This window comes from Sphingopyxis sp. MG (genome assembly GCF_002953155.1).
Lineage (GTDB): Bacteria > Pseudomonadota > Alphaproteobacteria > Sphingomonadales > Sphingomonadaceae > Sphingopyxis > Sphingopyxis granuli.
In genome coordinates this window covers 3222915-3246475 of record NZ_CP026381.1, presented here as the reverse complement: position 1 = coordinate 3246475, position 23561 = coordinate 3222915, and the positions used below count along the sequence as shown (strand labels likewise).

General features: G+C 68.3%; 23 protein-coding genes. 5 read left to right on the top strand and 18 right to left on the bottom strand.

What is annotated here, in order from left to right; genetic code table 11:
- The first annotated feature begins 52 nt into the window (after positions 1–52).
- A complete protein-coding gene (locus tag C3E99_RS14890; protein ID WP_234002684.1) occupies positions 53–598 on the top strand; it encodes a hypothetical protein in 546 nt (181 codons plus the stop codon).
- On the top strand, positions 595–1569 hold the full coding sequence (locus tag C3E99_RS14885) for a cytochrome-c peroxidase (protein WP_076077143.1): 975 nt from the start codon (positions 595–597) through the stop codon (positions 1567–1569). Before C3E99_RS14890 ends, C3E99_RS14885 begins: the two co-directional genes overlap by 4 nt.
- Here C3E99_RS14885 and C3E99_RS14880 read toward each other — a convergent pair.
- Together C3E99_RS14880 and C3E99_RS14875 are read right to left on the bottom strand one after the other, a co-directional pair.
- Positions 1564–1956 carry a winged helix-turn-helix domain-containing protein gene (locus C3E99_RS14880; RefSeq protein WP_076077140.1) on the bottom strand — a complete coding sequence of 131 codons (393 nt, stop codon included), beginning with the start codon at positions 1954–1956 and terminating at the stop codon, positions 1564–1566. The two genes, C3E99_RS14885 and C3E99_RS14880, sit on opposite strands and share 6 nt — an antisense overlap.
- Before the next feature lie 89 nt (positions 1957–2045).
- On the bottom strand, positions 2046–2459 hold the full coding sequence (locus C3E99_RS14875) for a hypothetical protein (protein ID WP_104960013.1): 414 nt from the start codon (positions 2457–2459) through the stop codon (positions 2046–2048).
- Between the two features lie 181 nt (positions 2460–2640).
- Here C3E99_RS14875 and C3E99_RS14870 point away from each other — a divergent pair, with 181 nt between their 5' ends.
- Complete coding sequence (locus C3E99_RS14870) at positions 2641–4866, top strand: adenosylcobalamin-dependent ribonucleoside-diphosphate reductase (RefSeq protein ID WP_076077135.1); 2226 nt, start codon at positions 2641–2643, stop codon at positions 4864–4866.
- Between the two features lie 53 nt (positions 4867–4919).
- Here C3E99_RS14870 and C3E99_RS14865 read toward each other — a convergent pair whose 3' ends face one another.
- The 4 genes from C3E99_RS14865 to ubiT form a co-directional block, all read right to left on the bottom strand.
- The gene (locus C3E99_RS14865) at positions 4920–5642 is read right to left on the bottom strand and encodes a cyclic nucleotide-binding domain-containing protein (protein ID WP_067108159.1); all 723 of its coding nucleotides are present in this window, start codon (positions 5640–5642) and stop codon (positions 4920–4922) included.
- Positions 5643–5804: 162 nt separating this feature from the next.
- A complete protein-coding gene (ubiV, locus tag C3E99_RS14860; protein ID WP_234002683.1) occupies positions 5805–6731 on the bottom strand; it encodes a ubiquinone anaerobic biosynthesis protein UbiV in 927 nt (308 codons plus the stop codon).
- A 5-nt stretch (positions 6732–6736) separates the two neighbouring features.
- Positions 6737–7738: a ubiquinone anaerobic biosynthesis protein UbiU gene (ubiU, locus tag C3E99_RS14855; RefSeq protein ID WP_067186268.1), complete on the bottom strand. Its 1002-nt coding sequence runs from the start codon at positions 7736–7738 to the stop codon at positions 6737–6739.
- Positions 7735–8265, bottom strand: a complete 531-nt coding sequence (gene ubiT / locus C3E99_RS14850) for a ubiquinone anaerobic biosynthesis accessory factor UbiT (RefSeq protein ID WP_082737365.1) — start codon at positions 8263–8265, stop codon at positions 7735–7737. Before ubiT ends, ubiU begins: the two co-directional genes overlap by 4 nt.
- Positions 8266–8323: 58 nt before the next feature.
- On the opposite strand from ubiT, the gene C3E99_RS14845 reads away from it, so the two are divergent.
- Both C3E99_RS14845 and mobA read left to right on the top strand, forming a co-directional pair.
- A complete protein-coding gene (locus tag C3E99_RS14845; RefSeq protein ID WP_067186266.1) occupies positions 8324–8521 on the top strand; it encodes a hypothetical protein in 198 nt (65 codons plus the stop codon).
- Between the two features lie 196 nt (positions 8522–8717).
- A complete protein-coding gene (gene mobA, locus C3E99_RS14840; protein WP_158682322.1) occupies positions 8718–9314 on the top strand; it encodes a molybdenum cofactor guanylyltransferase in 597 nt (198 codons plus the stop codon).
- Here mobA and C3E99_RS14835 read toward each other — a convergent pair.
- Genes C3E99_RS14835 through C3E99_RS14780 form a run of 12 tightly spaced genes read right to left on the bottom strand, consistent with a single transcriptional unit; the run spans position 9295 to position 23488 of the window.
- Positions 9295–10479: a molybdopterin molybdotransferase MoeA gene (locus C3E99_RS14835; RefSeq protein ID WP_076077128.1), complete on the bottom strand. Its 1185-nt coding sequence runs from the start codon at positions 10477–10479 to the stop codon at positions 9295–9297. The two genes, mobA and C3E99_RS14835, sit on opposite strands and share 20 nt — an antisense overlap.
- On the bottom strand, positions 10476–10952 hold the full coding sequence (moaC, locus tag C3E99_RS14830) for a cyclic pyranopterin monophosphate synthase MoaC (RefSeq protein WP_082797251.1): 477 nt from the start codon (positions 10950–10952) through the stop codon (positions 10476–10478). Before moaC ends, C3E99_RS14835 begins: the two co-directional genes overlap by 4 nt.
- On the bottom strand, positions 10949–11485 hold the full coding sequence (gene moaB, locus C3E99_RS14825) for a molybdenum cofactor biosynthesis protein B (RefSeq protein ID WP_067186261.1): 537 nt from the start codon (positions 11483–11485) through the stop codon (positions 10949–10951). The genes moaC and moaB overlap by 4 nt, the downstream gene beginning before the upstream one ends.
- Positions 11486–11488: 3 nt before the next feature.
- Positions 11489–11962 (bottom strand): molybdenum cofactor biosynthesis protein MoaE, encoded by a 474-nt coding sequence (locus C3E99_RS14820; RefSeq protein WP_067186259.1) that lies wholly within the window; start codon positions 11960–11962, stop codon positions 11489–11491.
- Positions 11959–12228 (bottom strand): MoaD/ThiS family protein, encoded by a 270-nt coding sequence (locus tag C3E99_RS14815; RefSeq protein WP_076077125.1) that lies wholly within the window; start codon positions 12226–12228, stop codon positions 11959–11961. The genes C3E99_RS14820 and C3E99_RS14815 overlap by 4 nt, the downstream gene beginning before the upstream one ends.
- A 1-nt stretch (position 12229) precedes the next feature.
- A complete protein-coding gene (gene moaA / locus C3E99_RS14810) occupies positions 12230–13261 on the bottom strand; it encodes a GTP 3',8-cyclase MoaA (RefSeq protein ID WP_234002497.1) in 1032 nt (343 codons plus the stop codon).
- Positions 13258–14070, bottom strand: coding sequence for a peptidylprolyl isomerase (locus C3E99_RS14805; protein ID WP_067186257.1), 813 nt, complete (start codon positions 14068–14070; stop codon positions 13258–13260). Before C3E99_RS14805 ends, moaA begins: the two co-directional genes overlap by 4 nt.
- Positions 14063–14764 carry a respiratory nitrate reductase subunit gamma gene (narI, locus tag C3E99_RS14800; RefSeq protein WP_067186255.1) on the bottom strand — a complete coding sequence of 234 codons (702 nt, stop codon included), beginning with the start codon at positions 14762–14764 and terminating at the stop codon, positions 14063–14065. Before narI ends, C3E99_RS14805 begins: the two co-directional genes overlap by 8 nt.
- Positions 14765–14767: 3 nt before the next feature.
- Positions 14768–15466 carry a nitrate reductase molybdenum cofactor assembly chaperone gene (gene narJ / locus C3E99_RS14795; protein WP_067186253.1) on the bottom strand — a complete coding sequence of 233 codons (699 nt, stop codon included), beginning with the start codon at positions 15464–15466 and terminating at the stop codon, positions 14768–14770.
- Positions 15466–16992, bottom strand: coding sequence for a nitrate reductase subunit beta (gene narH, locus C3E99_RS14790; RefSeq protein ID WP_067111361.1), 1527 nt, complete (start codon positions 16990–16992; stop codon positions 15466–15468). Before narH ends, narJ begins: the two co-directional genes overlap by 1 nt.
- Positions 16989–20726: a nitrate reductase subunit alpha gene (locus C3E99_RS14785; protein WP_067186251.1), complete on the bottom strand. Its 3738-nt coding sequence runs from the start codon at positions 20724–20726 to the stop codon at positions 16989–16991. Before C3E99_RS14785 ends, narH begins: the two co-directional genes overlap by 4 nt.
- Positions 20723–23488, bottom strand: a complete 2766-nt coding sequence (locus C3E99_RS14780; protein ID WP_199775019.1) for a nitrate/nitrite transporter — start codon at positions 23486–23488, stop codon at positions 20723–20725. Before C3E99_RS14780 ends, C3E99_RS14785 begins: the two co-directional genes overlap by 4 nt.
- Positions 23489–23561 lie beyond the last annotated feature (73 nt).

Here is a 23561-nt window from a genome sequence, read left to right as displayed (position 1 = left end):
CGAATCACTATATACGGCCATATATAGTGATATCGCACGGAGGAAAGATGTGATGCGCCCTTCTCTGCTTTTATTTTCCCTTGCTCTCCCACTGGCTCTCCCGCTGGCCGCCGGCAGCGCGCTGGCGCAGGCCTCGGCCGGCGCCGATCCGGCCTGTGCCGGAAAGCCGCCGGCGGCGCTGCCCGCCTCGCTCGCCGATTGGCGGACGCCCGACGCGATGAAGGCGGCGGGGAATGCGAAGACCGCGGCAAAGGCTGCGCTGAAGCCGGGGGCTGCGGTCCGCGCGACGCTGCTGCCGACGCCGAAGGTCGCCTATCCGGTCCGCCCCGAAAAGCCGGGGGGAACGGTCAGCTATGGCGGGCTGTTCCGCTTCACGGTCGCCCGCGAAGGCGTCTGGCGCGTCGCGCTCGGGTCGGCGGCCTGGGTCGATGTGGTCCGGGACGGCAAAGCGATGCGGTCGGTCGCGCACGGCCACGGCCCGGCCTGTTCGGGGGTCCGCAAGATGGTCGACTATCGCCTGACCCCCGGCACCTATACGCTTCAGGTCGCGGCGAACGGTTCGGACAGCCTGACCCTGCTGGTCACGCCGCAACCGTGAGACGGTTGTGGGCCGCGGCGGCGCTACTGCTCGTCGCGGCCGTCGCGCCCGGCTGGCAATGGCCGCAGGACACCGGGTTCGATCCGCCACCGGTGCCCGCCGACAATGCGATGAGCGCCGCCAAGGTCGAGCTCGGCCGACGGCTCTTCTATGATGCGGACCTGTCGAGCGACGGGACGCTGGCCTGTTCGAGCTGTCACGAGCAGCGGCACGGCTTCGCGGACAGCGTCGCGACGCGGTCGGGCGTCGGCGATCATGCGGGCAAGCGCAACGCGCCGGGCCTCGCCAATGTCGCCTGGCTGCCGCGGCTGACTTATGCCGACCCCGGTGCGACCAGCCTCGAAATCCAGGCGCTGACCCCGCTGCTCGGCAAAAATCCCGTCGAGATGGGGATGAAGGGACGGGAGGCGGAGCTTGCGCGGCGGCTGAAGGCGGATGCCTGCTATCGCCGGTCGTTCGCCAAAGCCTTCCCCGATTCCCGAATCACCCTTCCCAACATCGTCGCCGCGCTGGCCGCGTTCCAGCGGACGATGATTTCGTCCGATGCGCCTTATGACCGCTTCCGCCGCGGTGACGCCGCCGCGCTGACCGGGCCGCAGCGGGAAGGCGAGCGCCTGTTTCGGACCAGCGGGTGCAGTTCGTGCCACGCGGGTCCGCACCTGACCGACGCCGCCTATCATCGGCTTGGCGATCCTGCTCCGTCCGACGCGGGGCTGGTCGAGCAAACGGGGCTGGAGGAGGATCGCGGGCGCTTTCGCACGCCATCGCTGCGCAACGTCGCGATCACCGGCCCGTGGTGGCACGACGGCACGGCGACCAGCCTGGAGGACGCCATCCGGCGCCATCCGATCCCCCTGGCCGATCGGGACATCGCGGCGCTCGTCGCTTTCCTGCATGGCCTGACCGACGAACGGTTCCGCACCGATCCGCGGCTTGCGCGGCCCGATACGGCTTGCGGCAAGCGATTATGAGGTCTCGGTCTGATGTGCCGCGGGAAGCGGTTCGGACCGTATCATCCCGGCCAGGCGATCGCACGACGGCCCTGTGATGCTGGCGCGTGCCGACGCCTGTATGGCCCGATAGGCGGCAAGCACCTGCTGTCCGGTATCGGTCAGCCGGGCGCCCCGATTATGGCTCCCTCCCGCCACCGTCTGGACCAGCCGCTCGTTCCAGCAGCGATTCATGACGTCGACGAGCAGCCAGGTGCGCCGATAGCTCATGCCCAGCGCGCGGCCGGCCGCCGAAATCGAACCATGGTCCTGAATCGCTTCGAGCAGATCGGCCTTGCCGGGGCCCATCGCGATTTCGTCGCCGCACAGGAACTGGATCTTGATCTTGAAGGGAGGTTTTCCGGACATGCCGCATGATAGGCTCGAAATGGCGCCTATCGCAATCGACGTTACCATTCGCCGGGTTTCGGTCCCGGATAGCCGTGCGCAAGCCGGGGTCAGCAGGGAAGAGCGGCTCCGCCGAAACCCCGGCGCGCCCGCGCCAGCAGCACGCGGGTCGAACGCACCGCGCTGTCGAGCATTGCGGCCACGGCCCCCGTATCGGCGAACCGCCCGCCTTGGACACCCGCCCCGTCGAGCAGGCCGAGCAGCATCCGCTCGTCGGCGGACAAGGCCGCCGACTGGCCGGCGACGAGGCGGCGGCCGAGCGCCAGTTCGTACAGCATCAGCAGGCTGTCGAATGCCGGGGCGAGCATCGCGCCGCGCGCCGGCGCCAACAGCTTGTGCAGGCGCTGCTGCACCGGCGCGCCGGCGTCGCGCGCCGCCCGCCAGCATCGCAGCGCCGCCGGAACGAGCGTCGCTCCGGGGTCGGACAGGTCGGCGATCGGGGAAACCGGACGAAGCGCAGCCATGGCCTTGCCTTCCTTTGCGGGGGTGTCCGTTCCCGATATAATATTTGCGAACGATTCGCAATAATAAACTGTGCGCCGACGGTGCGATCGCCGCTTTTTATGTCGGAAGTGCGCTGGATCAATTTCGGCCGGAGCGAAACACCCTACTCTTTGCTTCCAACAGCCAAGGGGCGAATGCGGCATGTTCGACACATCACTGGCAGAGCAGATCTGGACCAAGAAATATCGCTTTCAGCCGACCGAGGGCGGCGGCGACGACAGCGTGCAGGCGACATGGACGCGCGTTGCCCGCGCCATCGCCGCGAACGAGGCGCCGGCCGAACAGGCGCGCCGCGAGCGGGAGTTTCTGGAGGCGCTGAGCGATTTCCGTTTCATTCCCGCCGGCCGTATCCTGGCGGGGGCGGGGACGGCGCGCAACGTGACGCTGTTCAACTGTTTCGTGATGGGGGCGATTCCCGACGATCTCGACGGCATCTTCGAGCATCTGCGCGAGGCGGCGGTGACGATGCAGCAGGGCGGGGGGGTCGGCATGGACTTCTCGTCCATCCGCCCCGCCGGCGCGGCGGTTCGCGGCGTCGGCGCACAGGCATCGGGTCCGCTCAGCTTCATGGACAGCTGGAACGCGATGTGCGGCACCATAATGGCCGCGGGCCAGCGGCGCGGCGCGATGATGGGGTGCCTGCGCATCGACCATCCCGACATAGAGGCGTTCATCGACGCCAAGCGCGACCCGGCGCGCTTCCGCAATTTCAACCTGTCGGTGCTGGTCAGCGACGCCTTCATGAAGGCGCTCGCCTGCGACGGCGAATGGCCGCTCGTCTTCGGCGGGGCGGTGCATCGCACGGTCGGCGCGCGCGACCTGTGGCGGCGGCTGATGCAGGCGACCTACGACGTCGCCGAACCGGGGGTCATCTTCATCGACCGGGTGAACCAGCAGAACAATCTCGCCTATTGCGAGGATATCCTGGCGAGCAACCCGTGCGGCGAACAGATGCTGCCCGCCTATGGCGCCTGCCTGCTCGGCTCGATCAACCTCGCCCGGCTGGTCCCGCAGCCCTTTTCGGCGCATGCCGCGCTCGACGAGGAGGAACTGTCGGCGCTGACCGCGACCGCGGTCCGCTTCCTCGACAATGTGATCGACATCTCGCGCTATCCGCTGCCGCAGCAGGAGGCCGAGGCGAAGGCGAAGCGTCGCATCGGGCTCGGCGTCACCGGGCTCGCCGATGCGCTGCTGTTCTGCAACACCGTTTATGGCTCGGCCGACGCGATCGCGCTGACGCAGCGTTGGCTGGGCACCATCAAGCAGGCCGCCTATCGCGCGAGCGCGCATCTGGCGGCGGAAAAGGGGCGGTTCCCGCTCTACGATCCGGCGATCCTCGACCGGCCGAACCTGCGTTCGCTCGACGAAGCGACCCGCGCGCTGGTCGCGGAAAACGGCCTGCGCAACGGCTGCCTGACCTCGATCGCGCCCACCGGCACCACGTCGCTGCTCGCGGGCAACGTCTCGTCGGGCATCGAGCCGGTCTTCGCCTACAGCTACAGCCGCAAGGTCCGCCAGGCCGACGGTTCGACGCATGAGGAGGCGGTGGAGGACCACGGCTATCGCGTGTGGAAGCAGGTGAAGGGCGATGAGGCGCCGCCCGACGCGCTGTTCGTCAGCGCGCAGTCGCTCGACCCGTCGGACCATCTGGCGATGCAGGCGGCGGCGCAGCCCTTCATCGACAGCTCGATCTCCAAGACCGTCAACTGCCCCGAGGACATCGATTTCGAGGCCTTCGTCGACATCTATTCGGAGGGCTATCTGCTCGGCTGCAAGGGGCTGACGACCTATCGCCCGAACGACACGACCGGATCGGTGCTGAGCGTCGCCCCGGCGGCGCCCGCCGCGCCCGCGGCCGAGGCCGAATTGCAGCCGCGCCCCGAATCGCTCCACGGCACGACCTACAAGATCAAATGGCCCGACAGCGCCCATGCCGTCTACGTCACGATCAACGACATCGATAGCGGCGGGACGCGGCGCCCGTTCGAGATCTTCATCAATTCCAAGAATATGGAGCATTATGCATGGACGCTGGGGCTCACCCGGATGATATCCGCGGTGCTGCGCCGCGGCGGCGACATCGCCTTCGTCGCAGAGGAACTGAAGGCGGTGTTCGATCCGCGGGGCGGAGCGTGGATGGGGGGCCGTTACGTTCCGTCCCTCCTCGCGGCGATCGGCGACCTGTTCGAGCGGCATCTGGAGGCGCTCAGCGGCCGTGAGGGGCCGCGTCCCGATCCGGTCGACGGCACCCCGGCCAAGGCGCGGGTCGCGGTTCCCGCGATCTGCCCGCAATGCAGCGCGGCGGCGGTGCAGCGCACCGAAGGCTGCGACAAATGCCTCGAGTGCGGCTATTCGCGATGCGGCTGACCGGCCGGGCCTGACGCCCCGCGCGGAGCGTCACGCGGGGCCTGCGGCCGGGGTCAGGCGGCGAGGCCGCAGGCCAGCGCGCCGATTCCGCGCGGGTCGAGGATTTCGATCAGCGTCAGCGAATGCGAGCGGATGACCCGCGCCTTGCGCAGGTTGGTGAGTTCGCGGCTCACCGTTTCCTTGGTCAGCCCCAGATAGTCGGCGATATCGCCCCGGCTCATCGGCAGCGGAACCAGGTTCGCCCCGTCGCGGCCGCGGAATCCGGCGCGGCGCTGAATATCCGACAGGAAGCCCGCGAGCCGTTCCGCCGCGGTCTGGCGGCCGAGCGTCACCATCCTTTCCTGCGCGATGGCCAGTTCGGCGGCCGCGCGCCGATAGCGCGCCTCGGCCAGCGCCGGATAATGATCGACGAACCATTCGAACCGCCGCTTCAGGACGCGGCACAGGGTCGTGTCGCCGATCGCCTCGGCCGCGAAGCCGTGGCTTTGCTGCGTCTCGAAGCCGACGAAATCGCCCGGGAACAGAAAGGCGACGATCTGCCTGCGTCCGTCCGACAGGATCGCGTAAAGCTTGACGACGCCGCTGGTCAGGCTGAACACGCAGTCGGCGGGGTCGCCCTGGTGGAACAGCGTCTGCCCGGCGGTCAGGTGCAGCCGGCCCCCCTGGTTGCGGAAATCGGCCAGCGTCTCGACATCCAGCGCGCGGCACAGGGCCTCGGCGCTGACGTCGCAACTGCGGCAGGGGTGGTCCTTCGACAGCATCGCGCGCTTCGTCATGATCGGCTTTCCCGCGGCATGTTTCTCCCTGCCGCTCGCCCAACGGGGCGGCTTTCGCAATCGCAAATCGCCGTCCGATTGATATGAATCAAGTGCAGGATGCGCGGCCGCCCGGACGCCGCGCGCCGGTCGTTTTCGCTCTTTCCCGTCGCCGCCTTTTCGTCAGGTCGAGGCGGCGTGCAGCCGGGCCGGCCAATAGCGATGCCCGGCGATTCCGTGCCAGAATCCGTTGGAAAAGGGCGCCCCGATATCGAGGGCCTCGATCCGCTCGGCCGCCTGCGCGGCATCGGTGCGCCCGGCGGCGCGGTCGGCGAAGATCGTCGCCACCGCCACCATGTCGACGCCGTGCGGCATCAGGCGATAATGGTCGATGCCCATCGCCCGCATCTCGTCCAGCTCGGCGATCAGGTTGACATAGCTGTGCGACAGGGTCTGGATGCCGTTGATCGCCAGCATGTCCTGGCCGTCGAGGGTACGCAGCGGCATGCCGTCGGGGTCTTCGCCGCAGACGAACTGGCAATCGTCCTTGGTGCGCCGGTGCGCGCGCGCGTGGTAGCAGCGGGCCGAGACCGCCAGCGAAGCGCGTCCGAACACCTGCACCTCGGTCGCTGCGCCGAGGTCGGCGGCGGTCCGCGCCAGCCCCTCGGCCGCGCCGCGCGGCAATTCCGCGGGCAAGGTGAAATGCGCCGCCCCGGCGCGCGCGAGATACGCCATCGAGCGTTCGTTGTAGACGTTCATCATCGGCCCGATGCGGTGCGGCCGGCCGCTGGCTGCCGACAGGCCGGCGGCGTTGTTGATCTCGACCGGATAATCGGTCTGCGCGCACAATTCGGTGATCGCCCGGCGTTCGCGCGGCAGCACCACCTCCGCCAGCGTCGACAGCACGACCTGCTTGCCCGCGCGTTCGAGCCGCTCGATCACCTCGGGATAGTGGCGGTCGAAGAAGGGGCTGCGCTTCGAACAGACGACTTCGCCCAGATAGACGGTGTCGATCGGGGCCTCGTCCGCGATCCGGGCATAGAAATCGCGCTTCCGGTCCGCGTCCCAGTGGAACAGGATCGGGCCGAGGGTCAGTTTCGCCGTGGACATCGCCGTCACCGCCATTTCTTGGTCGCAAAGGCGCCGTGGGTCTGCTTCTGCCCCTCGGTCAGCGCGATCAGGTCGGCGGATGGCGGCGTCTGCCCGGCCATCACCGCGTCGATCGCGGCGCGAAAGGCGCCGACCACCGCGCCGACATAGGCGCGCGACCGCTGCCGCCCCTCGATCTTGAAGGCATCGACGCCCGCGCCGATCAGGCTGGGCAGCATGTCCATCAGATTCAGGCTGACGGGCTCCTCGAAGGCGTAATAGGGATCGTCGCGCACCGGCGCGCGATACCGCCCCTTGCAGATCGTCGGATAACCCGCCTGCTGCCCGGCCTCGAAGCGGTCGATGACGTGACAGCCCAGCTGCGCGGTGAGGGCGCCGTTCTCCGCCCGCTGATAGTGGACTTCCGAAGCCGGGGAACACACCCCGTCCATGTTGGTCGAGCGGCCGACGGCATAGTTGGTGAGGCTGCACCGGCCCTCGACCATCAGGCCGTGATTGCCGAACACGAACGTCTCTATCTCGCACGGAATCTCGGACTTGAGCTGGCGGATTTCGGGCACCGTCAGGATGCGGGGCAGCACGACGCGCCGGACGCCGAACCGCTCGCAATAATAACGGATCGCCTCGGGGCTGGAGGCGGCCGCCTGCACAGACAGGTGCAATCGGCAGCCGGGATGATGATCGGCCAGATAGGCCGCCACCCCGATGTCGGCGACGATGAAGGCGTCGATGCCCATCGCCGCCCCGTCGTCGGCCGCCTGCTTCCACAGGTCGAACCGGCCCGCCGGGGGAAAGGTGTTGAGCGCGAGCAGCACTTTCGCGCCCCTGGCATGGGCATAGCCGACCGCCGCCTGCATCTCATCGGGCGTGAAGTTGAGGCCGGAGAAGTTGCGCGCGTTGGTCGCATTCTGGAAGCCGCAATAGACGGCGTCCGCCCCGGCATCGACCGCCGCGCGCAGCGTCGCGGGGGTTCCCGCCGGACAGATGAGCTCCGGGCTGCCGGTCATCGGCCGCCCCCGCGGTTCGGCCGGGCGTGGCGCCGGCGCAGCAACGCCCAGGCGATCCGGCTGGCCGGTCCCAGCGCGTCGGCCACCCGGTCCGCGATCGACCCCTCGACATCGTCGATCGCGTTGCGCAGGCACACCACCGCCTCCAGATCGCCGCCGATGTCGAGGTCGCGCGAGAAGAAGAGCGCGTCGCCGTCGCGCTGGGCGTCGATCAGACCCAACAGGTCGCGGAGGCGGCCCGATATGCGCGTGTCGTGCGGCGGCTCGGCGCGGCGCGGCCAGGCGACCAGTTCCGGCCGGTCGGGGTCCGGCCGCAGCAGCAGCACGAAGGGCAGGTCGCGGGCGTCGATCAGGAATCGGCTGTGCCGATGCGGGCCGAGCCGCTCGAACAGTTCGGGAAGCGTGCGCGTGACGTCGCGGACGATCCGGTTCAGGATCGGCTGGATCATCACCCGTATCGGCGAGGGCGGAGGCGACCGAAGCGGCTCGAACCGCCGGCGCGGGGGAAGGGTGGGCGCGATCAACATGCGGCACGCCTATCACGCCGCGCGACACCCGGAGTGACATGGATCAAGCGGCTCGCATATGGCGGGCGGCGAAGCGGGTTTGCGCGGGCCACCGCTATCCCTCGTCATGCTGAACCTGTTTGGCAATTATCCCTTTTCGACAGGCAACCGTTCCCCGGCGAAAGCCGGGGTCCACGCGGCGCAGCACTATGCCATCTGGACCCCGGCTTTCGCCGGGGAACAGCTCCTTACTTGCCTGACGGAATCCCTGATCTGACCCCGCGACAAGCACCGCGTAAACCGAAAAGGCGGACCGTGGATGCTGAAACAAGTTCAGCGTGACGGATGGGGGAATGACGACGGATTCCACTGAACCCACCACCGTGGCCCACGCGCCGTTGACCGCTCCGACCGGGCGTGGAAGGATCGCAGGGTGATCGCCGCTCCCATGCCTCTTGCCGCCGTCCCGTCCCTTGGCCTTTGAGCGTCCCGCCATCGTGATCGCGGCGGGCGGGGATGGCGCGCGCATCGGCGGCGGCAAGCCTGCGCGGATGCTCGGCGGGCTGCGGCTGATCGACCATGCGGTGGCGTGGGCGCGCCGCCACGGCGATGCGGTCGCGCTGGCGGTGCGGCCCGGCGACGGCGATTGGGGCACCGGCTGTCCGCTCCTGTTCGACGGTCACCGCGATATCGGGCCGATCAGCGCGCTGGCGAGCGCGTTCGATCATGCGCGCGCGCAGCGCCGCCCCGCCGTGCTGATGATCGGCTGCGACATGCCCTTCCTGCCCGACGATCTGGTTGAACGCCTGTCGTCGGCGCTGGACGGCCACGGCGCCGCGCTTCCCGTCAGCCGCGGGCGCCTGCATCCCACCGCCGCGCTGTGGCGACCCGACAGCGGCGCGCTCGACGCCTATGTCGCGCGCGGCGGCCAGTCGTTGCGGCGCTTTGCCGGAGAGGTCGGGATGGCCGAAGTGGCGTGGGACGCCGCCGGGCCCGATCCCTTCGCGAACATCAACGATGCGGCGGCACTGGCGGCGGCCGAAGCGCGGATCAGAACGCCAGCGCGCTGACCGGTGCGCCGGGCTCCAGCGCCGCCTGGTCCGGCGGGCAGCGGATCAGGCAGTCGGCGACGGCGAGCGCCGCCTGCGCGCCGCTGTCCTGATTGCCGAGCGGCGTCAGGCCCGCCTCGTCCCATCGCGCGCGCGCGAAGGTTTCGCGCGAGCCCGTCGCGGGGAGCGGGGCGGCGAGCGGAAGCGTCCGCCAGCGTAGCGCCCGCTCGACGCCGCGCGCCTGCAACTGCGCGAGCAGCGGCACCAGGAACAGCCGCGCCGTGACCATCGCCGACGTCGGATTGCCCGGCAGGCCCAGCACCCATCGGCCGCGCGCCCGGCCCAGCCACACGGGCTTGCCGGGCTTGATCGCGACCTTGGCGAACAACAGGTCCAGCCCGTGCGGCGCGAACATCGGTTTGGCGAAATCGCGTTCGCCCACCGATGCGCCGCCCGTGACGATCACCACGTCGGCCTGATCGAGCGCGCGGTCGGCCAGCGCCTCGAGCGTCGGCAGGTCGTCGACGCCCGTCGCGCGGCTCACGACCAGCGCGCCCTGTGCCTGCGCCATCGCCATGACGCCGAAGGTCACGCTTTCGGGAATCGCATCCTCGCGCTCCAGCGCGCTGCCCGGCGGCGCCAGTTCGTCGCCGGTGCCGACGATCGCGACGCGCGGCTGCCGGATCACCGCCACCTGCGCGGTGTCGGCCGCGGCGGCGGCGATCATCGCGCGCGGCGTCAGTTCCGTGCCGGCGTCGAGCAGCAGCACCCCCGCCGCGAAATCGCTTCCCGCCGCGCGCACGTGCCAGCCGGGGCCGTATCCTTCGGCGAAGATGACGCTGTCGCCTTCGCGCCCGGCATATTCCTGCATGATGCAGCGGTCGGCGCCGTCGGGCATCGGCGCGCCGGTGAAGATGCGCACCGCCTCGCCCGGCGCGACGCGCCCCGCGAACCCCGCCCCGGCACGCGATTCGCCGATCACGCGCAGCGGCGCCCCCGGCTGCATGCCCGCGTCGACGATCGCATAGCCGTCCATCGCGGCGACCGCCCGGCGCGGCGCGGCGGCGCGCGCGCGCAGCGGCTTGGCCAGCGTGCGACCCGCCGCTTCGGCCAGATCGACCCGCTCGGCGGCGAGCGGCCGGACCTCGCGCGCGATGCGCGCCACCGCGTCGTCGAAACCCGTCATGGCTTGCGCATCGCGCCCGATCGCCCGCCATCCTTCGCCGTCACCCGGATCGCCTCGATCGTCATCGTCTTGTCGACCGCCTTCAGCATGTCGAACAGGGTCAGCGCGGCGACCGAAACGGCGGTCAGCGCTTCCATCTCCACCCCGGTCTGCCCGCTGGTGCGCACCTCCGCCCGGATGCTGAAGCCGGGCAGGCTGTCGTCGATGGCAATCTCCACCAGCACCTGCGACAGCGCGAGCGGATGGCACAGCGGGATCAGCTCGGCGGTGCGCTTGGCGGCCATGACCCCGGCCAGTTCGGCGGTGGCGATGACGCTGCCCTTGGGCGTTTCGCCGGCGCGCACCTTGTCGAGCGTCGCCGGCGCGCAGAGGAGTTCGCCCCGGCTCTCGGCCCGGCGCGTCGTCACCGGCTTGTCGCCGACGTCGACCATGCGCGCGCGCCCGGCGGCATCGATGTGCGACAGGTCGTTCATGCGCACAGTCCGGCGAGGCGCGGCACCTGTCCGGCGATCGAACAGGGACGGTGGCGGCTGTCGAACTCCGCGGCGAGCACGAGGTCCCACGCATCGCGGCAGGCGCCGGTCGAACCGGGCACGCAGAAGATGAAGGTATCGTCCGCCTGGCCCGCGAAGGCGCGCGATTGCAGCGTCGATACGCCGATGGTTGTCATGCTCGCCTGGTGGAAGACGACGCTGAACCCGTCCATCACCCGGCGCAGCAGCGGCATCACCGCCTCGGGCGTCACGTCGCGCGGCGTGAAGCCGGTGCCGCCGGTGCTGACGATGATGTCGATGCCGGGGTCGGCGATCCACGCCGCCATCCGGTCGCGGATCGCCTGCACCTCGTCGGTGACGATGGCGCGCGCGGCGAGCTTGTGGCCGGCCGCCGTCAGCCGCCCGGCGAGCAGCGCGCCGGAGGTGTCGGTCTCCATCGTGCGCGTATCCGACACGGTCAGCACCGCGATATGCAGCGGGTGGAAGGTCAGGCTGTCGTCAATTCCGGGCATGCGTCATTCCCATGTTGCGGCTTCCCAGCGCGCGACGGCCGAACGGTCGGCGTCGGTGGGTTCGATCCAGCGGCTTCCCTCGGGCGCCTCCTCGCGCTTCCAGAACACCGCTTCGGTCTTCAGCCGGTCCATCAGATAGTCCGCGGCCTCGAAGGCGGCGCGGCGGTGCGCGGCGGCGGTGGCGACGAAGACGATCGCCTCGCCGGGCAGGATGCGCCCCGCCCGGTGCACGACGAGGCTGCGGGTGATGCGAAAGCGCGCCCGCGCGTCGGCCGCGATCGCCCGCATCGAGGCGAGCGTCACGCCGCGATAGCTTTCCAGCACCAGCGAGGCGAGCGGCGCGCCGTCCTTTGCCGCGGCGCGCGCGTGGCCGGTAAAGCTGACGACCGCGCCCTCGCCGGAGAGCGAGGCCGTGAATGCCGCCAGCCGCGCCGCCGGGTCGATCGCGTCCGGCGTCAGTTCGACCTCGCCGGTCATCCGCCCGACACCGGCGGGAAGAGCGCCACGAGGTCGCCGGGCGCGACCCATGCGTCGCGCGGCGCCACGACCTCGTTGATGCAGGCGCGGATGCGGCCGCGCGCCAGCGGCTGCCGCAGCGCGGGATGCGTTTGCTCAAGCGCGGCGAGCATCGCCGTCACCGACAGGCCCGCATCGGGAACGGCGATCTCGACGACCCGCCCGCAGGGGTCGGCCAGCCGTCCGCACAGTTCAATCTGCAACCGGGCTTCCTTTCCGTCCGTCATGTCAGCCCCCGATGGATGCGAGGTGCGGCGTCGCGCCGCTGTTGTTCTGGTGCAGCCGGTGCGCCGGCGCCTTGGTGGCGGTGAGCGCGCGGATGCGTTCGATCAGCGCCTCCGCGTCGGCATCCTGCTGCAAAAGCGGCCGCAGGTCGAGCCCCCCGTCGCCGAACAGGCACAGATGCAGCTTGCCGTCGGACGCAATGCGCAGGCGGTTGCAGCTGGCGCAGAAGTCCCGGGCATAGGGCGCGATGATGCCGATCCGGCCGCGCGAGGCGGGGTGCGCATATTCGACCGCCGGCCCGGCGCCCGCCGCGCGCGGCAGCCGCCGCCAGCCGGCCTGCTCCAGCCGGTCGATCACCGTCTGGCCGGCGAGGTGGCGCGCCTTGAAGAAAGCGGTGTTGTCGTTGGTGCGCATCACCTCGATGAAGCGCAGCGACAGGTCGCGCTCGGCGATGAAGTCGGTCATCGCCGCCAGTTCGTCGTCGTTGACCCCGCGCATCAGCACCGCGTTGATCTTGATGCTGTCGAACCCCGCCGCGCGCGCGGCCTCGATGCCGCGCAGCACCTCGGCCAGCCGGTCGTGCCCGGTGATCGCGGCGAAGCGGGCCGGATCGAGCGAGTCGACGCTGATGTTGATCGCGCTCACCCCCGCGTCGCGCCACGCGGCGGCGCGGTCCGCGAGCCGATAGCCGTTGGTGGTCATCGCGATCCGGCGGATGCCGGGCACCGCCGCGATCGCGCGCGCCGCATCCTCGAAATCGGGGCGCAGCGTCGGCTCGCCGCCGGTCAGCCGCACCTTCCACAGCCCGAGCCGGGCGAAGGCGCCGACCGCGCGCCGCATCTCCGCCACCGACAGGTCGGCCGGGCGCCCGTGCCGCTTGCGATAGCCGTCGGGCAGGCAATAGGTGCAGCGAAAGTTGCAGACGTCGGTCAGCGACAGGCGCAGATATTCGAACCGTCGCCCGATGGCGTCGGTCAGGCCGCGGTCGCCGTCCGGCGCCGTGGTCAGCCGGTCGCGGATGCGCTCGATCGTCACTGCACCAGCGGCCCGTCGGCCATCGGCAGCGCGACGCCCTCGACCGTCGTTTCGCTGGCGATGATGGACAGATATTGCGCCATGGCGCGGCGCGTGCTCGCTTCCTCCAGATAGTCGCGGATCGTCGCCTCGACCGCATCGAAGGGAAGCTGCTGCCCGTCGATCCGCCGCCCGGCCCGCACCACATGCACGCCATAGGGGGAGCGCACGGGCTCGCGGCACAACTCGCCTTCGCCAAGGCCGAACAGCGCCTGCTCGAACGCGGGCACCGTCTGGCCGCGCCCGATCTGGCCGAGGTTGCCGCCCTGCGCCTTCGACGGGCAGGCGGAATGCTCGCGCGCCAACGCGGCGAAGCAGGCGGGATCGGCCTCGATCTTGCGGATCAGCATCCGGGCGTCGCCGACCGCCAGCCCATAGGCGAAGGAATCGGCGGGGTCCGCCGACAGCAGGATATGCTCCGCCTCGATCAGCGTCTCGCTGGCGAAGCGGTCGCGGTGGCGGTCGTAATAGCGGCGCGCCTCCACGCTGGTCGCTTGGGGGACGCGCACCGCGCCGGCCAGCAGCGCGTCGATGCGGGCGTCCTCCTCGGCCAGCGTGCGGCCGTCGGCGTCGGTGCGCTCGTCGGCCACGATGCCCTGGCGGTCGGCCTCGTCGAGCAGCAGCTGGCGGATGACGAGCGCTTCGGCGGCCGCCGTCCACGCGCTGTCGGCGTCCTGCGCCGGGTGGTTCTGCGCTTCGGCGGCGATCGCGGCGGCCGGGATTTCCACCCCGCCGACCCGCACCGCGGCGCGTTCTAGTGTGTCAGCCATGGCTCATGCTCCGCCGCGACCGGACGATCTGATAGCCGCCGCGCCACAGATAGCGCACGGGGGCCGAGAGCATGTGGACGAGGCGCGTGAAGGGGAAGATCAGCAGGATCGTCAGCCCCAGGAACAGGTGCGCCTTGAAGATCGGGTGCACGTCGGCGATGTAGTCGGCGGCGCCCGCGCGGAAGGTGAAGATGCCCTGCGCCCAGTTCATGAACTTGACCATCTCGCTGCCGTCGAGGTGCCCCGCCGACAGCGGGATGGTGGCGAGGCCGAGCGCCAGCTGGATCCACAGCAGCAGGATGACCATATTGTCGCTGAAATTCGATGCCTTGCGCACGCGCGGATCGAAGAAGCGGCGGTGGATCAGCATCGTCGCGCCGACGATCGCCATCACCCCTGCGACACCGCCGGCGACGATCGCCAGCAACTGCTTCGCGCCGTGGCTGATACCGAGCGCATCGAACAGCACGATCGGCGTGAGCAGGCCGACCAGATGGCCGAAGAAGATGAACAGCACCCCGATATGGAACAGCACCGATCCCCACATCAGCTGCCTGCGCCGCAGCAGCTGGCTCGACCCCGACCGCCAGCTATAGGGCTCGCGGTCGAACCGGATGATCGAGCCGATCGCCAGCACCGCCAGCGCGATATAGGGATAGATGCCGTAAAACAGATTGTTGAGAAAGGCTTCCATGGCTCAATTCCTTGCTGGCGTCGGGGCGGGCGAAAGCATGCGGTCCAGCATGCCGCCCACCTGCGGGCAGGGGGCATTGGGGTCGGGCGCGGCGTCGGCGGTGAAGCGGATTTCCTCTTCGGCCCATTGCCGGTCGAGCGCCTCCAGGTCGGCGGGGTCGTCGACGGGCGACAGCGCCTTCTGCGCGTCCTCGTCCTGCTCGACGCCGGCGATGTCGCAGAGCAGCGCGAGCAGCGGCGCATAGTCCGACTCGCGCTCGGCCAGCCGCGCCGCCAGCGCGACCAGCACCACGCCCGGTTCGGCCAGCGCCTCGCGCGCCGCCTCGGGCGGCAGCGTCGAGCAATAATCGAGGAAGAGCGGCAGATAGTCGGGCAGCTCGTTCCCCGTCGGCTCCAGCCCCGCGCCCAGATAGCGTTCGCGCAGGTCGACCATCGCCTGGCCGCGGTCGCGGCTTTCGCCGTGGACATGCTCGAACAGGTGCAGGCTGTGCGCCCGGCCGCGGTCGAACAGCTCGACATAGGCTTCCTGCGCGGCATAGATGTCGCTCGCGGCCAGCCGGGTCAGCAGCGGGTGAAGCCGGCGAACGGTGTCCGGCGGCAGGTCCGCGTCGGCCGCCAGCCGCTCGCGAATCTCGCCGCAGACGGCCTGCAGTTCGGGCGTCGGATATTGCAGCAGCAGCGACAAGAGGTGCAGCGCGCGCATCAGAACACCTCCGTCGGCGTTTGCAGCTTCTTGCGCGCCGGGGCGCCGAACAGGTTCGTCTCGCTGGTCCCGCTCGAACAGCCGTTGCCGAACGAAAAGCCGCACGATCCGCGCTCGTCGAACATGTCCTCGGCATCCTCGCGGTGGCCCGTCGGGATGACGAAGCGGTCCTCATAGTCCGCCAGCGCCATCACCTTGTACATCTCCTCGATCTGCGCGCCGGTCAGGCCGACGGCCGAGGCAATGCCCTCGTTCCGCACGCCCTCGACGGTCTTCGCGCGCATGTAGCCGCGCATGGCGAGCATCCGTTCGAGGCAGCGCGCGATCGGCTCCTCGTCGCCTGCGGTCAGCAGGTTGGCGAGATATTTGAGCGGGATGCGCAGCGACCGGACGTCGGGCATGCCGTTGTTGACCGAAATCTGCCCCGCGGTCGCCGCCGAGTTGATCGGCGACAGCGGCGGCACGTACCAGACCATCGGCAGCGTGCGATATTCGGGATGGAGCGGGAAGGCGACCTTCCATTCCATCGCCATCTTGTAGACGGGCGAATGGCGCGCCGCCTCCAGCCACGCTTCGGGGACGCCGTCCTTGCGCGCCTGTTCGATCACCGCCGGATCGTGGGGATCGAGGAAGATGTCGAGCTGCGCCTGATAGAGGTCCTCGACGTCCTCGACGCTCGCCGCTTCTTCGATGCGGTCGGCGTCATAGAGCATCACGCCCAGATAGCGGATGCGCCCGACGCAGGTTTCGGAACAGACCGTCGGCTGCCCCGCCTCGATGCGCGGATAGCAGAAGATGCACTTCTCCGACTTGCCGGTTTTCCAGTTGTAATAGATTTTCTTGTAGGGACAGCCCGACACGCACATGCGCCAGCCGCGGCATGCCTCCTGGTCGATCAGGACGATACCGTCCTCCTCGCGCTTGTAGATCGCGCCCGACGGGCAGGCCGCGACGCACGTCGGGTTGAGGCAGTGCTCGCACAATCGCGGCAGATACATCATGAAGGTGTTCTCGAACTGGCCGTAGATTTCCTTCTGGACGCCCTCGAAGTTGTAATCCTCCGACCGCTTCGCGAATTCGCCGCCCAGTATCTCTTCCCAGTTTGGGCCCCATTTCACCTTTTCCATCCGTTCGCCCGAAATCAGGCTGCGCGGCCGCGCGGTGGGGAAGGCCTTGCTTTCGCCCGCCTGCTGGAGGTGGGCATAGTCGAAGGTGAAGGGCTCGTAATAATCGTCGATCTCGGGCAGGTCCGGGTTGGCGAAAATCTTGGCCAGCAACCGCCATTTGCCGCCCATGCGCGGGCGGATCGAACCGCCCGCGGTGCGGACCCAACCGCCGTTCCAGCGCTTCTGATTCTCCCAGTCCTTGGGATAGCCGATGCCGGGCTTGGTCTCGACGTTGTTGAACCAAGCATATTCCATGCCTTCGCGGCTGGTCCACACATTCTTGCACGTCACCGAACAGGTGTGGCAGCCGATGCACTTGTCGAGGTTGAGCACCTTGCCGATCTGGGCGCGAATCTTCATGCTACCGTCTCCCCTTCGGCGAGGGCCCCTTCGAGCCAGTCGACCTTCTGCAATTTGCGGACGATCACATATTCGTCGCGGTTGGACCCGACCGTTCCATAATAGTTGAAGCCATAGGCCAGATGGGCATAGCCGCCGATCATGTGCGTGGGCTTCAGGACCGCGCGCGTCACTGAATTATGGATGCCGCCGCGCTGTCCGGTCAGCGGCGATCCGGGGACGTTCACGATCTTCTCCTGCGCGTGATACATGAACAGCGTGCCCTCCTTCATGCGCTGCGAGACGACGACGCGCGCGACGAGCGCCCCGTTGCTGTTGAAAACCTCCACCCAGTCGTTGTCGACCAGCCCCGCCTTGGCGGCGTCGACCTCGCTCATCCACACGATCGGCCCGCCGCGCGACAGCGTCAGCATCAGCAGATTGTCGGTGTAGGTCGAATGGATGCCCCATTTCTGGTGCGGGGTGATGAAGTTGAGGATGACGTGCGGCGCATCCTTCGCCTCGTCGATCATCGGCTTCACCGCCTTGGTGTCGATGGGCGGGCGATAGACGCAGAAGCCTTCGCCGAAGGCGCGCATCCACTTGTGATCCTGATACAGCTGCTGCCGCCCGGTCAGCGTCCGCCACGGGATCAGTTCGTGGACGTTGGTATAGCCGGCGTTGTAGCAGACATGCTCGCTCTCCAGCCCCGACCAGGTGGGGGAGGAGATGATCTTGCGCGGTTGCGCCTGGATGTCGCGGAACCGGATCTTCTCCTCTTCCTTGGGCAGCGCCAGATGGGTGTGGTCGCGCCCGGTGTTCTGCGACAGCGCGCCCCAGGCCTTCACCGCGACCTCGCCGTTGGTTTCGGGCGCGAGCATCAGGATCACCTCGGCCGCGTCGATCGCGGTGTCGATCCGCGGCAGGCCCTTCGACACGCCTTCGTCGAGCACCGCGCCGTTCAGCGCCCGCAGATTCTCGACCTCGTGGTCGGTGTTCCAGCCGATGCCCTTGCCGCCGTTGCCCAGCTTCTCCATCAGCGGGCCGAGCGACGTGAAGCGCTTGTGGAGATTGGGATAGTCGCGCTCGACCAGCGCGACGGTCGCCATCGTCTTGCCGGGGATGGGCTCGATTTCGCCCTTGCCCCAGTCAGCGACGTCGAAGGGCTGCGCGATCTCGTTGGGGCTGTCGTGCTGGATGGGGGTCAGCACCACGTCGTGCTCGACCCCCAGCACCTCCGGCGCGACCTCGGAGAATCGCTTGGCGATGCCCTTGTAGATTTCCCAGTCGCTGCGCGATTCCCACACCGGGTCGACCGCGGCGGACAGCGGATGGATGAACGGGTGCATGTCGGACGTGTTGAGGTCGTCCTTTTCATACCAGCTCGCGGTCGGCAGCACGATGTCCGAATAGACGCAGGTCGTCGACATGCGGAAATCCAGCGTGACCAGCAGGTCCAGCTTGCCCTGCGGCGCCTCGTCGCGCCACACGACTTCCTTGGGCTTCTGCCGGCCGGCCTCGCCCAGGTCCTTGCCCTGGACGCCGTGCGCGGTGCCAAGCAGATGCTTCAGGAAATATTCGTGCCCCTTGCCCGACGAGCCGAGCAGGTTCGAGCGCCAGACGAACATGTTGCGCGGCCAGTTGGCCGGATTGTCGGGGTCGAGGCAGGACAGTTCCAGCTCGCCCGATTTCAGCGCCGCGGCGACATAATCCTTCGCCTCCTTGCCCGACGCCCTGACCGCCTTGCCCACGTCCAGCGAATTGGTCTTGAGCTGCGGCGCGGACGGGAGCCAGCCCATGCGCTCGGCGCGGACGTTGTAGTCGATCAGGCTCGCGTCCCAGTCGCCCTCCGGCGCGGTGGGGGACAATATCTCCCCGACGTCCAGCGTCTCGTAACGCCACTGGTCGGTGTGGGCATAGAAGAAGCTGGTGCCGTTCATGTGGCGCGGCGGCCGGTTCCAGTCGAGCGCGAAGGCGAGCGCGGTCCAGCCCGTCTGCGGCCGCAGCTTCTCCTGCCCGACATAGTGCGACCAGCCGCCGCCGGACTGGCCGACGCACCCGCACATCACCAGCATGTTGATGATGCCGCGATAGTTCATGTCCATGTGGTACCAGTGGTTCAGGCCGGCCCCCAGGATCACCATCGACTTGCCCCTGGTGATCTCCGCATTGTGCGCGAATTCGCGCGCGATGGTGATGATCTGGTCGGCGGGCACACCGGTGATCCGCTCCGCCCACGCGGGCGTGTAGGGCATGTTTTCCGCATAATCGCGCGCGACATTCCCGCCGCCCAGCCCCCGGTCGAGGCCATAATTCGCGCAAAACAGGTCGAACACCGTGGCGACATAGGCCTTGCCGTCCTTCAGCGCCATTTCGCGCACCGGCACGCGGCGGGGCAGCACGTCTGAATGCTCGGTGCCCTTGAAATGGTCATGCTCGCGGTTGCCGAAATAGGGAAAGGCGACATCGACGACATCGTCGTGATCGCTATCGAGGATCGCGGTCATGCGCAGGTTCGTGTCCGCGCCCCGTCCGTCCTTTTCCTCGAGGTTCCACTTGCCCTGCTCACCCCAGCGGAAGCCCGCCGAGCCGAGCGGTGCCACCGGTCGGCCGGTGTTGGCGTCGATCGCCACCGTCTTCCATTCGGGGTTGTTGGCCTCGCCGAGCGCATCGGCGAAATCGGATGCGCGCACCAGCCGTTCGGGGACCAGCCCGCCCTTGCCGGGCACAAGCCGGACCAGCATCGGCATGTCCGAATATTTGCGGCAGTAGTCCTCGAAATATTCGGCCTGCCGGTCGAGGTGGAATTCGCGCAGGATGACATGCCCCATCGCCATCGCCAGCGCGGCGTCGGTGCCCTGCTTGGGATTGAGCCAGAGGTCGGCGAACTTGGTCGCCTCGGCATAATCGGGGGAGACGACGGCGACCTTGGTGCCGCGGTAGCGCGCCTCGGTCATGAAATGGGCGTCGGGCGTGCGTGTCTGCGGCACGTTGGAGCCCCACATCATCAGGAAACCGGCGTTGTACCAGTCGGCGCTTTCGGGGACGTCAGTCTGCTCGCCCCAGGTCTGTGGGCTGGACGGCGGCAGGTCGCAGTACCAGTCGTAGAAGCTGAGGCAGGTGCCGCCGAGCAGCGACAGATAGCGCGCGCCCGCGGCATAGGAGACCATCGACATCGCCGGGATCGGCGAAAAGCCGACGACGCGGTCGGGACCGTGGGCCTTGACCGTATAGGCGTTGGCGGCGGCGATGATCTCGTTCACCTCGTCCCAGGTCGACCGGACGAAGCCGCCATGGCCGCGGATCGCGGTGTAGCTCTTGCGCTTCGCCGGATCCTCGACGATCGACGCCCAGGCGGCGACCGGCGTGCGGATCGCGCGCGCCGTGCGCCACAGCTTGAGCAGGCGCGAGCGCACCATCGGATATTTCAGGCGCTGCGCCGAATAGATGTACCAGCTGTAACTTGCCCCGCGCGGGCAGCCGCGCGGTTCGTGGTTGGGCAGGTCGGGCCGCGTGCGCGGATAGTCGGTCTGCTGCGTTTCCCAGGTGATGATCCCGCCCTTGACGTAGATCTTCCACGAACAGGAGCCGGTGCAGTTCACGCCGTGCGTCGAGCGCACGATCTTGTCGTGCTGCCAGCGCTTGCGATAGCCGTCCTCCCAGTCGCGGCTCTGATTGGTGGTGACGCCGTGCCCGTCGGCAAAGCTTTGCTTCGTCTTGCGGAAGAAGGTCAGGCGGTCGAGCAGCTGGCTCATGCGGAAACTCCCTGGGTGAGGGTGGATGGGGCGACGGGGGCGGGAACGCGTCCCCGCTCGATATCATACAGCAGTCCGCCGCGCCGCGTGTAGACGAACCAGGTCAGCGCGGCGCAACTCGCATAGAAGGCGAGGAAGCCGATCAGCGCCGCCAGCGGCGACCCCGTCGCCGAAATGGAGGAGCCGAAGCTCTTGGGGATGAAGAAGGCGCCATAGGCCGCGATGGCGGAGGTAAAGCCGACGATCGCCGCCGATTCCTTCTCCGCCTGCCGCAGTTGGTCGGCTGCGGACAGATGCGGCATCAGGCGCGGCACCTCCAGCCGCATGATGTTGGGGATCATCTGGAAGGTGGAGGCGTTGCCCACCCCGGTGACAGCGAACATGAACACGAACATGCCGAGGAAACCCCACCAGCTTTCGGCTTCGAGCGCATAGATCACGCCGACGACGCCGGCCATCATCAGCAGGAACACCCACAAGGTGACCCGTGCGCCGCCCCAGCGGTCGGAAATCCAGCCGGTCGCCGCACGACTGATCGCACCGACGAGTGGGCCGAGGAAGACGAACTTCAGGACGTCGATATCGGGGAACTGATGCTTGGCGAGCAGGGGAAGGCCTGCGGAAAAGCCGATGAACGACCCGAACGTGCCGGTATAGAGCCAGCTCATCAGCCAGTTGTGCTTGCGCTGGAAGATCACCGCCTGCTCGGCGAAGCTCGCCTTCGCGTCGGCGATGTCGTTCATCCCCAGCCAGGTGAGGATCGTCGAGGCGATGATGAAGGGCACCCAGATGAAGCCCGCGTTCTGGAGCCAGAGCTGGCTGCCGTCCGTGGCGATCTGCGGCGTGCCGCCGAGCGCGCCGAACACCCCCGCGGTAATGACGAGCGGGACGCCGAACTGCATCACCGACACGCCCAGATTGCCGAGGCCCGCGTTGACGGCCAGCGCGCTGCCCTTCTGCGCCTTGGGAAAGAAGAAACCGATATTCGCCATCGAAGAAGCGAAATTGCCCCCGCCGAACCCGCACAGCAGCGCCAGCACCAGGAAGATGAAATAGGGCGTCGCGGGATTCTGCACCGCATAGCCGATCCCGAACGCGGGGATCAGCAGCGATGCCGTGCTCAGCGTCGTCCACAGCCGGCCGCCGAAGATCGGCACCATGAAGCTGTAGAAGATGCGGAAGGTCGCGCCCGACAGGCCGGGAAGCGCCGCGAGCCAGAAGAGCTGGTCGGTGGTGTAGTTGAAACCGATCAGCGGCAGCTTTGCCACGACCACCGACCAGACCATCCACACCGCGAACGCCAGCAGCAGCGCGGGCACGGAAAGCCATAGGTTGCGGTGCGCCACTTTCTGGCCGACCTCCTTCCAGAAGGCGGGGTCTTCGGGCTGCCACTCCTTGAGCACACGCGGCGAGCCGGTCGCGGCGTGAACGGCCTGCTGCGCCTTGACGCGCTCGGCATGGACCTTCGCCAGTTCGGGGAAAGGCGGCAGGGTGGTCGCTTCGGCGGCTTCGCGCTCCATCTGGCGGACCGCCGTGTGCATCCAGATGAAGGCGACCGCCACCAGCAGGAACAGCACGACGAAGCAGCTCGTCCAGATGCCGGTCAGGTCGCTGACGGCGCCGAAGACGATCGGCAGCACGAACCCGCCCAGCCCGCCGATCATGCCGACGAGACCGCCGACCGAGCCGACATGGTCGGGATAATAGACGGGGATATGCTTGTAGACCGCCGCCTTGCCGAGCGACATGAAGAAGCCGAGGATGAAGATCACGACCACGAAGGGGACGAGCCCCATCGAAGTCGAGAAGCGGATGTCGCCGTGGATGCCGTGAACCGTATAGTCGGTCGCCGGATAGGAGAGCATGAACAGCAGCACCAGCGACATGCCGAAGGTCATGTACATGACGCGCCGGGCGCCGAAGCGATCGGACAGCATGCCGCCATAGGCCCGGAAGACCGAAGCGGACAGCGAGAAGGCGGCCGCCAGCATGCCGGCGACCTTCACGTCGACGCCGTAGACTCCCATCAGATATTCGGGCAGCCACAGCGCCAGCGCGACGAACGCGCCGAAGACGAAGAAGTAATAGAGCGAGAAGCGCCAGATCTGCTCATTCTTGAGCGGGGCGAGCTGTTCCCGGAACGAACGCGGCGGAGTGCCGCTGCGTCGCCGGGCCGCGAGCGCCGGGTCGTCCTTCGCGAACAGGAAGAACAGCACCGCGACCGCGGCGAGCCCCGCCGCCCAGAACTGCGCCACAGCCTGCCAGCCGAGCGCGACCATCACCCAGGGCGCGAAGAATTTGGTGACTGCCGCCCCGACGTTCCCCATTCCGAAGATACCGAGCGCCGACCCCTGTTTTTCGGGCGGATACCATTTGGACACATAGGCGACGCCGACCGAGAAGCCGCCGCCCGCGACACCCATCCCCAGCGCGGCGAGCAGCATCAGCGGATAGGTTGCGGCGTGCGACAACAGGAAGGTCGCCCCCGCCGATGCCAGCATGGTCAGCGGAAAGACGATCCGGCCGCCGAACTGGTCGGTCCACACGCCCAGAAAGACGCGCACCAGCGACCCGGTCAGGATCGGCGTGCCGATGAGCAGGCCGAACTGGGTCTCGCTGAGGCCGAGCTCCCTCTTGATCTCGATGCCGACGATCGCGAAGATCGTCCACACCGCGAAACACACAGTGAAGGCGACGGTGCTGAGCGTCAGCGCGCCGTTCTGCTGGCTTCGGGTCGGTTGCACCTGTGCTGTCGATGCCACTTTATTTTCCCCTTCGGGCATATGGTGGCCGTACCCATGCCGACGGGGCCGAAAAGCGCCGTTGACCTGCGTC

What these genes read in the sequence shown, in the direction of transcription:
- narI (WP_067186255.1), bottom strand. Translation starts at nt 14,764, where the DNA reads ATGGAAGCCTTTCTCAACAATCTGTTTTACGGCATCTATCCCTATATC.
- C3E99_RS14815 (WP_076077125.1), bottom strand. Translation starts at nt 12,228, where the DNA reads ATGACGGACGGAAAGGAAGCCCGGTTGCAGATTGAACTGTGCGGACGG.
- C3E99_RS14875 (WP_104960013.1), bottom strand. Translation starts at nt 2,459, where the DNA reads ATGGCTGCGCTTCGTCCGGTTTCCCCGATCGCCGACCTGTCCGACCCC.
- moaB (WP_067186261.1), bottom strand. Translation starts at nt 11,485, where the DNA reads ATGCCCGGAATTGACGACAGCCTGACCTTCCACCCGCTGCATATCGCG.
- ubiU (WP_067186268.1), bottom strand. Translation starts at nt 7,738, where the DNA reads ATGACCGGCAGCCCGGAGCTCATCTGTCCGGCGGGAACCCCCGCGACG.
- C3E99_RS14785 (WP_067186251.1), bottom strand. Translation starts at nt 20,726, where the DNA reads ATGAGCCAGCTGCTCGACCGCCTGACCTTCTTCCGCAAGACGAAGCAA.
- ubiV (WP_234002683.1), bottom strand. Translation starts at nt 6,731, where the DNA reads ATGTCCACGGCGAAACTGACCCTCGGCCCGATCCTGTTCCACTGGGAC.
- C3E99_RS14835 (WP_076077128.1), bottom strand. Translation starts at nt 10,479, where the DNA reads ATGACGGGTTTCGACGACGCGGTGGCGCGCATCGCGCGCGAGGTCCGG.
- ubiT (WP_082737365.1), bottom strand. Translation starts at nt 8,265, where the DNA reads ATGTTGATCGCGCCCACCCTTCCCCCGCGCCGGCGGTTCGAGCCGCTT.
- narH (WP_067111361.1), bottom strand. Translation starts at nt 16,992, where the DNA reads ATGAAGATTCGCGCCCAGATCGGCAAGGTGCTCAACCTCGACAAGTGC.
- moaC (WP_082797251.1), bottom strand. Translation starts at nt 10,952, where the DNA reads ATGAACGACCTGTCGCACATCGATGCCGCCGGGCGCGCGCGCATGGTC.
- C3E99_RS14870 (WP_076077135.1), top strand. Translation starts at nt 2,641, where the DNA reads ATGTTCGACACATCACTGGCAGAGCAGATCTGGACCAAGAAATATCGC.
- C3E99_RS14890 (WP_234002684.1), top strand. Translation starts at nt 53, where the DNA reads ATGCGCCCTTCTCTGCTTTTATTTTCCCTTGCTCTCCCACTGGCTCTC.
- narJ (WP_067186253.1), bottom strand. Translation starts at nt 15,466, where the DNA reads ATGCGCGCGCTGCACCTCTTGTCGCTGCTGCTGCAATATCCGACGCCC.
- C3E99_RS14880 (WP_076077140.1), bottom strand. Translation starts at nt 1,956, where the DNA reads ATGTCCGGAAAACCTCCCTTCAAGATCAAGATCCAGTTCCTGTGCGGC.
- C3E99_RS14805 (WP_067186257.1), bottom strand. Translation starts at nt 14,070, where the DNA reads ATGGCTGACACACTAGAACGCGCCGCGGTGCGGGTCGGCGGGGTGGAA.
- C3E99_RS14845 (WP_067186266.1), top strand. Translation starts at nt 8,324, where the DNA reads ATGGCGGGCGGCGAAGCGGGTTTGCGCGGGCCACCGCTATCCCTCGTC.
- C3E99_RS14865 (WP_067108159.1), bottom strand. Translation starts at nt 5,642, where the DNA reads ATGACGAAGCGCGCGATGCTGTCGAAGGACCACCCCTGCCGCAGTTGC.
- C3E99_RS14820 (WP_067186259.1), bottom strand. Translation starts at nt 11,962, where the DNA reads ATGACCGGCGAGGTCGAACTGACGCCGGACGCGATCGACCCGGCGGCG.